Source organism: Klebsiella sp. K5-204 (assembly GCF_030128585.1).
Classification (GTDB): domain Bacteria; phylum Pseudomonadota; class Gammaproteobacteria; order Enterobacterales; family Enterobacteriaceae; genus Klebsiella; species Klebsiella quasipneumoniae.
Window position 1 is genome coordinate 172,310 of the sequence record NZ_JAKUZS010000008.1, and the last position, 13,951, is coordinate 186,260.

The window sequence follows — 13,951 nt, forward strand, 5'->3', positions numbered from 1 at the left end:
GATGCTCACGTTTGGATAGGTTTATGCATCAACAACTCAAGAAGATGAGCCTGATTGGGCTGATTCTGATGATCTTCACCTCGGTGTTTGGCTTTGCCAACAGCCCGTCGGCGTTTTATCTGATGGGCTACAGCGCTATGCCGTTTTATCTTTTTTCCGCACTCTTTTTCTTCATTCCGTTTGCGCTGATGATGGCGGAGATGGGCTCAGCCTTTCGTCGGGAAGAGGGCGGCATTTACTCCTGGATGAACCACAGCGTCGGGCCGCGCTTTGCGTTTATCGGCACCTTTATGTGGTTTGCGTCGTACATCGTCTGGATGGTGAGTACCGCGGCTAAGATCTGGGTGCCGCTATCTACCTTTTTGTTTGGCGCCGACAAAACCCAAAGCTGGGCGCTGGGTAGCCTGACCCCGACGCAGACGGTGGGCATTCTGGCGGCCTGCTGGATGGTCGTCGTGACCTTTATTGCCGTCAAAGGGATCAATAAAATCGCCAGGATCACCGCCGTCGGCGGTATCGCGGTGATGGGGCTTAATCTGGTGCTGCTGCTGGTGAGCGGGGCGATCCTGCTGCTCAACGGCGGCCATTTCGCCCAACCGTTAAACTTCGCCCTTTCGCCTAATCCGGGCTATCAGTCGTGTATGGCAATGCTGTCATTTGTGGTATTTGCCATCTTCGCCTATGGCGGAATTGAGGCAGTCGGCGGCTTAGTGGATAAAACCGATAAACCGGAAAAGAACTTTGCCAAAGGGATTATTATCGCGGCGATCGTAATCTCGGTTGGTTATTCGCTGGCGATTGTGCTGTGGGGCGTGAGCGCTAACTGGCAGCAGGTGCTCGGTGCGCGTTCAACCAACCTCGGCAACATCACCTATGTGCTGATGACCAGCCTCGGGAACACGCTCGGCCAGGCTCTGCACATGACGCCAGAGGCGGCAGCCCTCACCGGGATCTGGTTCGCCCGTATTACCGGGCTGTCGATGTTTCTCGCCTATACCGGCGCGTTTTTCACTCTCAGCTATTCGCCGCTGAAAGCGATTATCCAGGGCACGCCAAAAGCGCTCTGGCCATCGGTGATGACCCGTCTCAACGTTAATGGTATGCCCGCCGCGGCGATGTGGCTGCAGTGTTTGCTGGTCGGGGTGTTTATTGTCATGGTGTCGTTCGGTGGGGACAGCGCTTCCGCGTTTTATAACAAGCTGACGCTGATGGCCAATGTCTCCATGACTTTGCCTTACCTGTTCCTGACCATCGCCTTCCCGTTCTTCAAGTCAAAAGCGCATCTCGATCGGCCGTTCGTGATTTTCAAAAACCGCCAGTCGACGCTGCTGGCGACCGGCGTGGTGCTACTGGTGGTGACTTTCGCCAATATCTTCACCATTATTCAGCCGGTCATCGACAGCGGGGACTGGAACAGCACGCTGTGGATGGTCGGCGGGCCGATCTTCTTCTCGCTGCTGGCGTTGGCCATTTACGAAAGCTACCGTCGGCGCCTGGCGTCCGGTGTGCTGGTAATGGAGAGCTAGAAAGCCTGCCCGGCGGCGGCGCCGGGCAGGGTATGGCCTACAGGCTGCCAGCCGTACGTCGGCTGGTTTTCCCGGCCGAGGTCATGGTTTTACTGCTTTGCCTGCCGTCGATACTTTCCAGCCGCATCTGGAACGGAGGGAACGGCATATCAATGCCATGCTCGCGGAAGCCCGCCAGGATCAGCTGATGCATCTCATGGCGTAGCGGCATGCGGTGCCCCATCTCGGCGGCAAAAATACGCAGCTCGAAAATCTGGATCCCCTGCTGCAGGTCGACGAGAAACGCCTCCGGCGCCGGGGTATCGATGACCAGCGAACAGCGATGCGCCGCGGCGATGAGGATCTTGGTCACCTCTTCGGTATCGGCGTCCACCGGAGCCGGCACCGTCAACACCACGCGGGTGACCGAGTCCGACAGCGACCAGTTGATAAACTGTTCGGTGATGAACGCCTTGTTCGGCACGATAATCTCTTTCCGGTCCCAGTCGCTGATGGTGGTGGCGCGGGTATTGATGCGGGTGACGCTGCCCGTCAGGTCGCGGATGGTGACCGTATCGCCGATGCGGATCGGCTTTTCAAACAGGATAATCAGGCCGGAGATAAAGTTAGCGAAGATCTCCTGCAGGCCAAACCCGAGACCCACACCCAGCGCGGCGACCAGCCACTGCAGCTTCGACCACTCAATGCCAATCATCGAGAAGCCCACCAGCCCACCGATCAGCATCAGCAAATACTTGGTGATGGTGGTGATGGCGTAGCCGGTGCCGGGCGTTAAATCGAGGTGCTGGAGGATCGCCAGCTCCAGCAGCGCCGGCAGGTTGCGCACCAGCTGAGTGGTGATGATCAGCACCAGAATGGCAATCAGCACCGCGCCAAGGGTGATGGGCTCGAGGCTTTCCACCCCCTGCACCGTCGAGGTGACGTCCCACAGCGAGATATTCTCAAGGAAGCCAAACGCCGAGTGAATTTCCGACCACAGCACGATGACTGACAGCAGCGCGATCAGCATCAGCAGAGAGCGCACGAGACGCAGCGACTGGGTACTGATGGCATCGAGATCGACCTCGCTGACCTCCGTCTCCACCGACCCTTCCGGGCTGCTGACGTGAACAGGCTCATCTTCGCCGCGGGCGCGCTGGGCGAGAATTTCCGCGCGACGATGGCGGGCCCGGTCGAAGGCCAGTCGGCGCCGCTGGATCAGCATCCAGCGGCGGATAATGTGATAGACCACCAGCAGCAGGAACCAGATGGCGACGGAGGTTTCCAGACGCGCCAGCAGCGCCTGAGCGGTGGCGAGGTAGCCGACGGCGGCCGCCAGCATGGCCACCAGCGGGGCGCCAAGCATCAGGTTCCACAGCAGGCGGTTCACCATATTGTCGCCATTCCCCTCTTTATCCAGGTAGAGCGGGATGCCGGCATGCTTAAGGCTGAGGGTGACCACCGCCAGCGCGCCGCAGATCAGCAGGAAGCACAGGCGGCCCAGCGAGGCGGAGAACTCGCGGTCGTTAAGATTATCGAACATGATCAGCGCCATTATCAGCGGCACAATCAGTCCGATGCTCATCAGGTAGTAGCGCATCGCTTTCGCCACGCGGTTACGCGGCCAGCCGAAGTGGGCGATAAACAGCCCGTTTGGCCGGGCGAAGGTGGCGCAGATCATCACCACCCACAGCAGAGGCACCGTCGCGGTGACCCCATCGCCAATCGCCACCGCCAGCGGGAAGGGCCAGGCGGACTGCAGACCATAGCCGAGCGTCATCCACAGCACCGGCAGCGGCGAAGCTACCAGTATCGACCAGAAGACCGTGCGCAGCGTCAGCCAGAAGTGATCCTGGGTGACTTTCCCCACCCGAGCGCTGGAGCGCTCAAGGAAGCGGGTGAAATGGCGCCGGGAGCTGATGCTGAAGCCAACCAGCAGCAGGGCGGCAAACAGCGGTAGCAGGGTCTCTTTGCTGGTGAGCATCATCGCGCTGGCTTTACCCAGCTCGCTGATGGTATCCAGGGAGATCAGGCGCCGCAGATCCTGGACGATCTCCAGCGGCCAAGAGAAGCCGATGGGGCTGACGTCCGAAGTCCAGAACAGATAGCGGTGGGTGGCTTCGTTGATCTCCTTCAGCGCGTCTTCCAGCTGGCCGTTGGCGACCTTCAGCTTGGTGAGCTCCAGCATCAGGGTATCGCCGCCGCGCAGCAGCGAGTTCAGCAGCTCGTTCTGTGTGCGTAGCTGCGCCTGCAGGATCTTGTTCTGCTCGCTGGTCAGCGGTTCGCCGTCGGCCTGACGGATCTGCCGCAGCTGCGGCTGCTTACTGAGTAAATCCTCAAAGCGCAGACGCTGCACGCGCAGCTGCGCCATCTCCGTATCCAGCTGCTGCGGGCGAGGGCGCTCCGGCAGCCGCGCCACCTGGGCGCGCAGGGCTTCGCCCAGCAGATTGGAGGAGCCCAGCCACTGCGACTGCTCGCGCAGGGTGTTTAACGCCTGGCGCACCTGCAGCGTTTGATTCGTCGCCTGCCGCTGCTGGGACGCCACCAGATCCATACGCTGCGCCTGCTGGTTCAGCGCCTGGGAGAGTTCGCGGTTGACTTTAAACTGGGCGGTGATGTCCGGCGGCAGGTTTTCACTGTTCTCCGCCAGCAGTTCGGTACTCTCCAGCGCTTTTTCCGCCTCCCGCTGGCGCTGGCTGTTCTGCAGATTACGCAGCGCCTGCAGATAGGCATCCAGCTGCTCGCTCTGCTTTTGCGCCAGTTCAGAACGGGCGCGCGACAGCTCCTGGCGGTTATTGGCGGAAAGCTGGGCGAGATCGAGCTCATCCACCAGCGCCTTCAGGCGCGCCGATTCCGCCTGCAGGGCAAGATTTTGCGCCTGGGCGAGAGCATTGTTGCCGGTTTGCGTGCCGATGCGGCGCTCAACCTCATTGAGCTGACGCCGGGCGTCGGTTTGCTGCTGCGGCAGCTGGTTCAGGGAGTCGGCGATTTCACGCGCGCGATCCTGCTCCTGCTGCGCCTGACGGCTTGACTCCAGCAGCTGGCTGCTGACCTGGAGGATCTCCTGGTTCAGCGCATCGGCGGTCAGGCCGACTGGCACCTGGCGCGGCTCTTCGCTCAGATTGTTGAGCTGGGCACGCAGGCTTTGAAACAGTTTGGGGAAATTGTCGATAACGTCCTGATACTGACGGGCGCGCTCGAGAGACGATTTTCGCTCCTCAAGCGCGTTCAGGGCGGACTGCAGAACTTCAACGGTTTCAGGCTGGGCGGGCTTTGCCGCCTTCGCCTGTTCCAGTTCCTGGGTTATCTGTTTAGCATCCGGGGCTGTCGCAGCGTACGCCCCGAAACTGAGGCTCAAGGCCAACAGGAAAGTGTATATCAGGCGCACGGCATAACCCTTTTGCTGAAGAATTAACCTTGGTCTTGTTTATCGTCAACCAGCGGGCTGGCGCGATGTTCGGCGCGGATCTCTTCTTCCGGTAACGGCGCCGGTTCAGCGGCGGTGGTTGCTTCCACCGTTGTCGCCAGCGGTTGGCCGATTTTAGTCACGGACAGGCTTTGCAGCGTGTCGACCAGCTTCACCTGGCCCGGGGCAAACAGGTTGATCACGGTGGAGCCCAGTTTGAAGCGGCCCATCTCCTGGCCTTTCAGCAGGGCGACGGAGCCTTCGCTGTCGCCAGCGGGCCAGGTCCAGCGTTTAATAATGCCTTCGCGCGGCGGGGTTACGGTGCCGGACCACACGGTCTCGATGCTGCCGACGATAGTCGCGCCCACCAGAATTTGCGCCATCGGGCCAAACTCAGTATCGAACAGGCAGATGACGCGCTCGTTACGGGCGAACAGGTTCGGCACGTTCTGCGCCGTCAGATGGTTAACGGAGAACAGGTCGCCAGGAACGTAGATCATTTCGCGCAGGATACCGTTGCACGGCATGTGCACGCGGTGATAGTCGCGCGGCGACAGATAGGTGGTGGCGAAGCTGCCGTTACGGAACAGGTCGGCCATCTGGTAGTTGCCGGCCAGTAAGGCTTCCAGGCTGTAGTCGTGGCCCTTGGCCTGCAGAATTTTATCGTTCTCAATGGCACCAAGCTGGCTGATCACGCCGTCGGCCGGCATCACCAGTACGTTAGGATCGGTATTCAGCGGGCGAACGTCGTCGCGCAGCGGGCGCACAAAGAAATCGTTGAAGGTGCGATAGGCCGCGGTATCCGGCTTCTGCGCCTCTTTCATATCGACCTTGTAGTATTTCACGAACAGATCGATGACCAGCTTCGTCAGCCAACCTGCGCGTTTGCTCGCACCCCAGCCTGCGAGGCGGGTGAGCCACAGTTTAGGCAGAATGTATTGCAGTGAAAGTTTAAGATCGTTTAACAAAGTAGCCTCCAGGCTATGATATGTCGTTCCTGACCCCGCCTGCGGGCGGGGACCTGAAAAAAGGGGACGATTCTATACGTAAAACTCGCCAAATGGCATCCGCGAAAGCCGCGTCATCACCGCAGCCCGGCAGCGCCTGACGTGACGCTCAGCTTAATGGTCAGTCATCGGTCGAGGAAAAGTTTTTACGCGTTTTTACCTGTACCTGCGCCATGCTTTCCAGGATGCGGTGGTAGTTCTCGAAACGGCTTTCGGCGATCTTGCCGCTCTCTACCGCTTCGCGAAGCGCACAGCCAGGATCGGTATCGTGTTTACAGTCGCGATATTTGCAACGGCCTAAATAATCATGGAATTCGACAAAGCCGTTGGTGATTTGTTCCGCTTCCAGATGCCACAGGCCGAACTCACGTACCCCCGGTGAATCAATCACATCGCCACCGTGCGGGAAGTGGTAGAGGCGCGCCGCGGTGGTGGTGTGCTGGCCTAAGCCGGAAACGTCCGAGACATCATTGGTGAGGATCTGATCCTCATTCAGCCCCAGCAGGGCGTTCAGCAGGCTTGATTTACCCACCCCGGACTGCCCGGCGAAGATGCTGATGCGGTCGGTCAGGGCCGCTTCCAGCGGCTTGAGGCCGTCCTGAGTACGGCTGGAGACCAGCAGTACGCGGTAACCGATGTTGCGGTAGATGTCCATTTGCTCATTGACGAAGCGCAGGCCATCGTCATCCAGCAGATCGATTTTGTTCAGGACGATTAACGGCTCGATATCCTGCGCCTCGCAGGCCACCAGATAGCGATCGATAATATTCAGCGACAGCTCAGGCAGGATCGCGGAAACCACCACGATCTGGTCGATATTGGCGGCGATAGGCTTCACGCCGTCGTAAAAATCCGGGCGCGTCAGGACGGAGGCGCGATCGTGAACCGCTTCGACGATCCCTTTGACGCTTACGCCGTCGGCGGCGTCTTTACCCGGCCGCCAGACCACGCGGTCGCCGGTGACCAGCGAACGGATCGTCCGGCGGATATTGCAGCGATGCACGCTGCCGTCAGCGGATTCGACGTCGGCATGCATGCCAAAGCGACTGATGACAATGCCTTCCGACGTGTCGCCAAACAGGTTGTCATCGTAGTCGGCCTTCTCCGCAGTGGTTTTCAGACGGCGCTGGTGGTTGGCTTTGACGCGGCGCTGCTGGCCTTTGGAGAGTTTATTTTTACTCAATCGAACTGGCTCCTGGTCGCCCTGATGGGGCAAAACCTCTATGATACACGCTATTTTAGATGAATATAGTCACGCAAGAAGGGTGGAAAATAGCATGAGTGCAAATGAAAACAACCTCATTTGGATCGATCTTGAGATGACAGGGCTGGATCCGGAGCGCGATCGCATTATTGAAATCGCCACCCTGGTGACCGATGCCAACCTGAACATTCTGGCCGAGGGGCCGACCATCGCGGTGCATCAATCGGATGCCCAGCTGGCGCTGATGGACGAGTGGAATGTGCGGACGCATACCGGCAGCGGGCTGGTGGATCGCGTGAAGGCCAGCGCCGTCAGCGAGCACGACGCCGAACTGGCGACCATTGAGTTTCTTAAGCAGTGGGTGCCGGCGGGCAAGTCGCCGATCTGCGGCAACAGCATCGGCCAGGATCGTCGCTTCCTGTTTAAGTACATGCCGCAACTGGAAGCCTATTTCCACTATCGCTATCTGGACGTTAGCACGCTGAAAGAGCTGGCGCGCCGCTGGAAGCCGGAAATTCTCGACGGCTTTAAAAAGCAGGGTACCCATCAGGCGATGGACGATATCCGCGAGTCAGTCGCCGAGCTGGCTTACTACCGCGAGCATTTCATTAAGCTGTAAACCGCGACCGGGCCCTGTGCGCGGCCCGGTACACCTTTCTGCGTTATTTAAACCACTTCTGCTGCATCTGCTGGAAGTCAGGCGTCGCCATGACCGCAGTCAGGGCATCGTTGATCGCATTCAGCAGCTCCGGATCGTCTTTGCGCACCGCAATTGCATACTGCTTACCGTAATAAACCGGGTCGGTGGCCCGTTCATCCATGATGGCGTAGTCAGGGTTCTCCTGCTGCCAGGCGTCGAGGGTGGCGAAGTCGCCCATGACGCCGGTTATTTGCCCGGCCTTCAGCGCGGCCAGGGCGCTGGCGACGTCGTCGTAAGGAACAGCCTGTACGGCTTTCTGTTTATCACGCAGATAGTGTTGATGCAGTGTGCCTTTCACCACGCCGACTTTTTTGGCTTTCAGGTCGGCAAAGGTATGGGCGACATCTTTGTTGACGATCACCACCCCGGAGAGTGACTGGCGATAGGGACGGCTGAAGGCGACCTGCTTCTCACGCATCGGGATCACTTCCATGCCGGCAATCACCGCGTCAAATTTCTTGAAGCGTAAAGCCGGGATCAGCGTATCAAAACGCTGCGCCGTGAACTGGCACTGCGCCTGCATCTGCTGGCACAGGGCCTGGGCAAGATCGATATCGAAGCCGACAGGCTGATTTTTGCCGTTGGCGGTGACAAACGGCGGATTGGCCGTGCTGGTGCCAAAATGGAGCGTCTCGGCTGACGCGGTTCCGATGGCCAGCGTGCTCAGCAGCAGGACGGTGAGGACTTTTCTCATGCTAATTCCCTGTTTGGCGGCGTGGTGGCCTCGTTTTACGTCGCGCCACCGCTGTATGATGCGAGCGATTTTGCGTCATTCAGGCGGCCGGAAAAAGCGATTTTGCCCGAAATGACGCTTATTTATACAATTCAGCGGCGTAGGTGGCGAGAAAATATCCATTTAAACAAAAAACGCAAAAAAGTGATGAACAGGGGGTTGCAGGGGCATCGAATTCTCGTATAATGCGCCTCCCGTAACGACGCAGAAATGCAAATTACGACGCCATCGAAATATGGCAAAAAATGCAGTAACGCGGGAATAGCTCAGTTGGTAGAGCACGACCTTGCCAAGGTCGGGGTCGCGAGTTCGAGTCTCGTTTCCCGCTCCAAAATTTGAAAGCACCATCCTGATCAAAGGATTTCATCTCGCAGATGCGGGGCGAAAGCCAAAGATTAAGCGGGAATAGCTCAGTTGGTAGAGCACGACCTTGCCAAGGTCGGGGTCGCGAGTTCGAGTCTCGTTTCCCGCTCCAAAATTTGAATGACACACCACACCAGTCGCAGTTTTCAGGTTGCTACACAGTAGCTTGAATGACGATGATTAAGCGGGAATAGCTCAGTTGGTAGAGCACGACCTTGCCAAGGTCGGGGTCGCGAGTTCGAGTCTCGTTTCCCGCTCCAAATTTTCTTCCATCTCTTATTTATCCACAGTGCAATCCAGCGCCGGGGATGATTTTCGTTTGGTCTGCAGAAATACTGTGAACAGAGTTATCCACAGGTTGTCGTTTCGTCTCTGACGGCGTAAATGCTTCGCTTTGTAAATAATATCTTTATATCTAATTGAAATTTAACAATTAAATTTCATTTCGAAATGTTAATCCGATCACTTGACCTCGGTCTGCGCCTTGAAACGCAATGTGTTTTAGATTTTATTCACAGCCTGTGAATGAATCAGGCGTCGCGCGGCAGCCCTTTCTCTACCACCCTGACCAGACGTAATTTTTTCGGCAGCTGTACTTCAACGGCGTCGGCGCTCCGTTTTTTCAGCTGCTGGGCCATCGCCCACTCAATGTGTTCGTCGAGAAGCGGGTGCTCGCCCAGGCGACTCTCCAACGCGCGAAGATGGGCTTCATCCCAGGGCGCATTACCCAGCGCGACGGCGATATTACGCAGCCAGCGCAGGTGACCAATGCGACGAATCGCCGACCCTTCGGTCACCTTCAGAAACCACGCTTCGCTCCAGGCGAACAGCTCCACCAGCGGCGGGGCATGCAGCGCCTGGCGCGGACTGAAATCCTCTTCATCGGTGAGCTGTGAGAAACGGTTCCACGGACAGATGAGCTGGCAGTCGTCACAGCCATAGATCCGGTTGCCGATGAGCGGACGGAATTCCTCCGGAATCGCGCCTTCCAGTTCGATGGTGAGATAGGAGATGCAGCGGCGGGCGTCGACGGTATAGGGCTCGACGATGGCCCCGGTGGGGCAGATGGTCATGCAGGCGACGCAGCGTCCACACTCCTCCGCGACCGGGCTGTCGACCGGCAGGGGCAGGTCAATCAGCAGTTCGCCGAGGAAAAAGAAGGATCCGGCGTCGCGGCTTAAGATAAGTGAGTGCTTACCTGTCCATCCAAGGCCCGCTTTTTCTGCGATGGGCCGCTCCAGGATAGGCGCGGAATCGACAAAAGGTCTAAAATTGAGCGAAGCACACTGTTCCTGAATCTTCTCACCCAGTTTTTTCAGGCGATTACGTAGCAGCTTATGATAATCACGCCCAAGGGCATAACGGCTGACGTAACCCAGCGCGGGATCTTTCAGGGTGCGGGCAAAGGCGGCGTTGGCGGGCAGATAGTTCATCCGCACGCTGATGACGCGTAACGTACCGGGCAGCAGTTCGTGGGGGCGGGCGCGCATCATACCGTGACGGGCCATCCACTCCATTTCGCCGTGGTATTGTTTATCCAGCCATGCCTGCAGTTTGGGTTCACTGGCGCTAAGGTCGGTATCGGCGATACCGACCTGCTGGAACCCGAGCTCTGTGCCCCATTGTTTGATTTGTTGCGCTAACTGAACGAGATCGAGGGGCTGTGACATGATGGACCATACAATGACGAAAAACCCTGACAGTATACCATACAACATTTGGCCTGCGGAGGCGCTGCGCCTGGCCGAACGAGAGGCGGCGGACAGCCTGGGACTGACGCTGTTTGAACTGATGCAGCGCGCGGGCGAGGCGGCGTTCCAGCTGGCCAGCCGCGCTTTTCCTGACAGCGCGCACTGGCTGATCCTCTGCGGGCATGGCAACAACGGCGGCGACGGATATGTCGTCGCGCGTCTGGCCCAGGCCGCCGGGCGGCGGGTGACGCTGCTGGCGGTGGAGAGTGACAACCCGCTGCCGGAAGAGGCGCAGGCGGCGCGGGAGGCATGGCTTAACGCCGGCGGCGTGATCCATGCGGACACTGTCCCCTGGCCAGACGATATCTCACTGATTATTGACGGCCTGCTTGGCACCGGGTTGCGCAGTGCGCCGCGCGAATCCATCGCGGCGCTCATCCACCAGGCGAACCACCATCCTGCGCCTGTGGTGGCTCTGGATATCCCTTCCGGCCTGAATGCGCAGACCGGCGCGACGCCGGGGGCGGTCATTCAGGCCGACCATACGCTGACGTTTATTGCGCTCAAGCCGGGGCTGCTGACCGGCAAGGCGCGGGATGTCGTCGGGCAGCTCCACCATCATGCGCTGGGGCTTGAGCGCTGGCTCGCCGGACAAAGTACTCCCCTGACGCGATTTTGCGCCGCCCACCTTGCCGACTGGCTGCCGCCGCGCCGGGCTACCTCCCATAAGGGCGATCACGGCAAGCTGGCGATCGTCGGCGGCGAGCGCGGCACGGCAGGCGCGATTCGCATGTGCGGTGAAGCGGCTTTACGCGCCGGCGCAGGGCTGGTGCGAGTACTCACTCACCCTGAGAACGTAGCGCCCATTGTCACCGCCCGGCCGGAATTAATGGTGGATGAACTGACGCCGCAGACCCTGAAAGCCGCGCTGGAATGGGCGGATGTGGTGGCGATTGGCCCGGGCCTGGGGCAGAACGAGTGGGGACGCAGCGCCCTGCGCATGGTGGAAAGTGTTAACAAACCGATGGTCTGGGACGCAGACGCGCTGAACCTGCTGGCATTCAATCCCGATAAACGTCACAATCGCGTGCTGACGCCGCACCCCGGCGAAGCGGCCCGTCTGCTGAACGTCAGCGTGGCAGAAATTGAAAGCGATCGCTTACTTTCTGCGCAGCGTCTGGTAAAACGGTATGGCGGCGTGGTCGTGCTGAAAGGCGCGGGCACGGTGGTGGCCAGTGAAAGCGGGGCGATGGGTATTATCGACGCCGGCAATGCCGGGATGGCCAGCGGCGGAATGGGCGATGTGCTCACTGGCATTATCGCCGCATTGTTAGGACAGCACCTGACGCCGTATGATGCTGCCTGTGCCGGGTGCGTCGCGCATGGCGATGCCGCCGACCGACTGGCCGCCCGCGAGGGCACCCGCGGCATGCTGGCGACCGATCTCTTTTCCACGCTCAGGCGTGTTGTTAACCCGGATGTGATTGACGTAGACCATGATTAACCGAGTGATTCCTTTACCCGATGAGCAGGCCACGCTGGCCCTGGGCGACCGTATTGCGCAGGCCTGTACCGGCGCCACCGTGATTTACCTGTATGGTGACTTAGGCGCGGGGAAAACCACCTTTAGCCGCGGCTTTTTACAGGCGCTCGGTCACCGCGGCAATGTCAAAAGCCCAACCTATACCCTGGTGGAGCCGTACACCCTCGACAAACTGATGGTGTATCACTTCGATCTCTACCGCCTGGCGGATCCTGAGGAGCTGGAATTTATGGGGATCCGCGATTATTTTGCCGACGATGCCATCTGCCTGGTGGAATGGCCGCAGCAAGGCGCAGGTGTCCTGCCTGACCCGGACGTTGAAATTCACCTTGATTACCAGGCACAAGGGCGTGAGGCGCGCATGACCGCGATCTCCTCACGGGGTGAATCTTTACTGGCGCGTTTAGCCATTTAGCCTGAAGGATGACGGGATGAAGTATCGCATAACCACCTGGCTTGCCGCTGCGCTGATGCTGTCGAGTCTTCACGCCACTGCGGCGAGTTTATCCGATATCCAGGTCTCCAATGGAGACCAGCAGGCCCGTATTACTCTTAGCTTTGTCGGTGAACCGGAGTATTCCTTTACCCCGCAGGGCAAACGACTGGTGGCGCTGGATATCAAGCAGACCGGCGTATTGCAGGGACTGCCGCTGAAATTTAGCGGCAGCAACCTGGTGAAGAGTATTCGCGCCGGTACGCCGCAGGATACGCAGACGCTGCGTCTGCTGGTGGATCTGACGGAAGATGGCAAAACCCGGGCGGTGAAGCAGCAGAACGGGGCGAATTACACGGTGGTCTTTACCATCAACGCCGACGCGCCGCCACCGCCACCGCCGCCGCCTCCTGTGGTGGTGAAACGGGCCGACCCGCCGCCGGTAATGCCTTCCCGGACGGCGACGGCGGGACGCAATCCGTTTAGCTCGTCGGGCCACGATCGGCAGACGGTGATGACCCCCTCTCAGCCGGCGATGACCAACAATCAGACCGTGACCCGTCCGGCGGCCCGCACGGTGTCGGCGCAGGATAAGGTGATTATCGCCATCGACGCCGGGCACGGCGGTCAGGATCCTGGCGCGATTGGTCCGAATGGCACCAAAGAGAAGAACGTGACTATCGCTATCGCGCGCAAGCTGCGGGCGCTGCTGAACGCCGATCCGCAGTTTAAACCGGTGCTGACCCGTGACGGGGATTACTTTATTTCGGTAATGGGGCGCTCGGATGTGGCGCGTAAGCAAAACGCCAACTTCCTCGTCTCAATCCATGCCGACGCCGCGCCAAACCGCGATGCCACCGGCGCCTCGGTATGGGTGCTCTCGAACCGTCGCGCCAACAGTGAAATGGCCGGCTGGCTGGAGCAGCATGAGAAGCAGTCTGAACTGCTCGGCGGCGCGGGCGATGTGCTGGCGAACAGCCAGGCCGATCCCTACCTGAGCCAGGCGGTGCTGGATCTGCAGTTCGGTCACTCCCAGCGCGTCGGCTACGATGTGGCGACCAACGTGCTCAGCCAGCTGCAGCGGATTGGCAATCTGCATAAGCGCCGTCCTGAGCATGCCAGCCTCGGCGTACTGCGCTCGCCGGACATTCCGTCGATCCTCGTGGAAACAGGCTTTATCAGTAACAACGGGGAAGAACGGCTGCTGGGGAGCGATGATTACCAGGAGCAGATTGCGGAGGCGATTTACAACGGTCTGCGCAACTACTTTATGCAGCATCCGCTGCAGTCGGCGCCTCGCGGCGAGGCGGCGCAGACCGCCAGCGCCGCAGCGCCAGGCGGGATGTTGATTAACTAAGGAGCAGGG

At 59.4% G+C, this 13,951-nt stretch carries 10 protein-coding genes and 3 tRNA genes; 8 read left to right on the forward strand and 5 right to left on the reverse strand.

Going from position 1 to position 13,951, the window contains the following annotated elements:
- The first annotated feature begins 23 nt into the window (after nucleotides 1-23).
- On the forward strand, nucleotides 24-1,526 hold the full coding sequence (gene yjeM / locus MKR05_RS21105) for a glutamate/gamma-aminobutyrate family transporter YjeM (RefSeq protein ID WP_044525182.1): 1,503 nt from the start codon (nucleotides 24-26) through the stop codon (nucleotides 1,524-1,526).
- Nucleotides 1,527-1,563: 37 nt separating this feature from the next.
- Here the strand turns inward: yjeM and mscM are convergent, their stop codons facing one another.
- The 3 genes from mscM to rsgA form a co-directional block, all read right to left on the reverse strand.
- Complete coding sequence (gene mscM, locus MKR05_RS21110; protein WP_017900929.1) at nucleotides 1,564-4,893, reverse strand: miniconductance mechanosensitive channel MscM; 3,330 nt, start codon at nucleotides 4,891-4,893, stop codon at nucleotides 1,564-1,566.
- A 23-nt stretch (nucleotides 4,894-4,916) separates the two neighbouring features.
- A complete protein-coding gene (asd, locus tag MKR05_RS21115) occupies nucleotides 4,917-5,879 on the reverse strand; it encodes an archaetidylserine decarboxylase (protein WP_004206431.1) in 963 nt (320 codons plus the stop codon).
- Nucleotides 5,880-6,039: 160 nt separating this feature from the next.
- Nucleotides 6,040-7,101, reverse strand: coding sequence for a small ribosomal subunit biogenesis GTPase RsgA (rsgA, locus tag MKR05_RS21120; protein ID WP_023291707.1), 1,062 nt, complete (start codon nucleotides 7,099-7,101; stop codon nucleotides 6,040-6,042).
- Nucleotides 7,102-7,195: 94 nt separating this feature from the next.
- On the opposite strand from rsgA, the gene orn reads away from it, so the two are divergent.
- A complete protein-coding gene (gene orn / locus MKR05_RS21125; RefSeq protein WP_004206435.1) occupies nucleotides 7,196-7,741 on the forward strand; it encodes an oligoribonuclease in 546 nt (181 codons plus the stop codon).
- A gap of 43 nt (nucleotides 7,742-7,784) precedes the next feature.
- On the opposite strand, the gene MKR05_RS21130 is transcribed toward orn, so the two are convergent.
- Nucleotides 7,785-8,516 carry a transporter substrate-binding domain-containing protein gene (locus MKR05_RS21130; RefSeq protein WP_049013721.1) on the reverse strand — a complete coding sequence of 244 codons (732 nt, stop codon included), beginning with the start codon at nucleotides 8,514-8,516 and terminating at the stop codon, nucleotides 7,785-7,787.
- 294 nt (nucleotides 8,517-8,810) lie between these two features.
- Here MKR05_RS21130 and MKR05_RS21135 point away from each other — a divergent pair.
- The 3 genes from MKR05_RS21135 (at nucleotide 8,811) to MKR05_RS21145 (ending at nucleotide 9,178) form a co-directional block, all read left to right on the forward strand.
- Nucleotides 8,811-8,886 (forward strand) — tRNA-Gly (locus MKR05_RS21135).
- Nucleotides 8,887-8,954: 68 nt separating this feature from the next.
- Nucleotides 8,955-9,030, forward strand: a tRNA-Gly gene (locus MKR05_RS21140).
- Between the two features lie 72 nt (nucleotides 9,031-9,102).
- Nucleotides 9,103-9,178, forward strand: a tRNA-Gly gene (locus MKR05_RS21145).
- Between the two features lie 270 nt (nucleotides 9,179-9,448).
- Here MKR05_RS21145 and queG read toward each other — a convergent pair.
- Nucleotides 9,449-10,588: a tRNA epoxyqueuosine(34) reductase QueG gene (queG, locus tag MKR05_RS21150; protein ID WP_032454627.1), complete on the reverse strand. Its 1,140-nt coding sequence runs from the start codon at nucleotides 10,586-10,588 to the stop codon at nucleotides 9,449-9,451.
- Between the two features lie 13 nt (nucleotides 10,589-10,601).
- Here queG and nnr point away from each other — a divergent pair, with 13 nt between their 5' ends.
- The 3 genes from nnr to amiB are packed head-to-tail and all read left to right on the forward strand — an operon-like array spanning nucleotide 10,602 to nucleotide 13,942.
- Entirely contained in the window at nucleotides 10,602-12,113 is a 1,512-nt protein-coding gene (gene nnr, locus MKR05_RS21155) for a bifunctional ADP-dependent NAD(P)H-hydrate dehydratase/NAD(P)H-hydrate epimerase (protein WP_162823534.1), read from the forward strand.
- The gene (tsaE, locus tag MKR05_RS21160) at nucleotides 12,106-12,567 is read left to right on the forward strand and encodes a tRNA (adenosine(37)-N6)-threonylcarbamoyltransferase complex ATPase subunit type 1 TsaE (protein WP_032454629.1); all 462 of its coding nucleotides are present in this window, start codon (nucleotides 12,106-12,108) and stop codon (nucleotides 12,565-12,567) included. The genes nnr and tsaE overlap by 8 nt, the downstream gene beginning before the upstream one ends.
- Nucleotides 12,568-12,583: 16 nt before the next feature.
- Complete coding sequence (gene amiB, locus MKR05_RS21165; protein ID WP_044525185.1) at nucleotides 12,584-13,942, forward strand: N-acetylmuramoyl-L-alanine amidase AmiB; 1,359 nt, start codon at nucleotides 12,584-12,586, stop codon at nucleotides 13,940-13,942.
- The last annotated feature ends 9 nt before the right edge of the window (nucleotides 13,943-13,951 follow it).

Coding starts and splice junctions, on each gene's coding strand:
- nnr (WP_162823534.1), top strand. CDS start 10,602: ATGACGAAAAACCCTGACAGTATACCATACAACATTTGGCCTGCGGAG.
- yjeM (WP_044525182.1), top strand. CDS start 24: ATGCATCAACAACTCAAGAAGATGAGCCTGATTGGGCTGATTCTGATG.
- queG (WP_032454627.1), bottom strand. CDS start 10,588: ATGTCACAGCCCCTCGATCTCGTTCAGTTAGCGCAACAAATCAAACAA.
- orn (WP_004206435.1), top strand. CDS start 7,196: ATGAGTGCAAATGAAAACAACCTCATTTGGATCGATCTTGAGATGACA.
- tsaE (WP_032454629.1), top strand. CDS start 12,106: ATGATTAACCGAGTGATTCCTTTACCCGATGAGCAGGCCACGCTGGCC.
- MKR05_RS21130 (WP_049013721.1), bottom strand. CDS start 8,516: ATGAGAAAAGTCCTCACCGTCCTGCTGCTGAGCACGCTGGCCATCGGA.
- amiB (WP_044525185.1), top strand. CDS start 12,584: ATGAAGTATCGCATAACCACCTGGCTTGCCGCTGCGCTGATGCTGTCG.